This is a genomic window from Bartonella queenslandensis AUST/NH15, from assembly GCF_000312585.1.
Classification (GTDB): domain Bacteria; phylum Pseudomonadota; class Alphaproteobacteria; order Rhizobiales; family Rhizobiaceae; genus Bartonella; species Bartonella queenslandensis_A.
Map to the genome: position 1 here is coordinate 1 of NZ_HE998291.1, position 280 is coordinate 280.

The 280-nt window shown below is 37.5% G+C and carries 1 pseudogene; it reads right to left on the reverse strand.

Annotated elements, in window-relative coordinates:
- Positions 1-280, reverse strand: a pseudogene (locus BN338_RS10230) (acyl-CoA dehydrogenase family protein); the annotation flags it as partial.

A 280-nucleotide genomic window follows, 5' to 3' on the forward strand; every position in this document is an offset into this window, starting at 1 on the left:
CGGCATAGGCTACCTGCTCAACAAAAAATCTTCCCGCTCCCTCATTTGCTGATGCCATATCACCTGCAGATTTAATAATTTCAATTGCTCTTGGTCCTGCTGGACCAATATCAAGAGCAATTTTTTCTAATAATTTCTGAAACAATCCCGGTGCTTTTTCAGCAATAAGAATGGCATCCTTTACCAATTGATTAGCAGAACTATTTCTTACAGTTCGTGCAGGCCCATTATGTAACATTTGTGATAATGGATTATTCTCTATAAAACTTTCAATACCAAG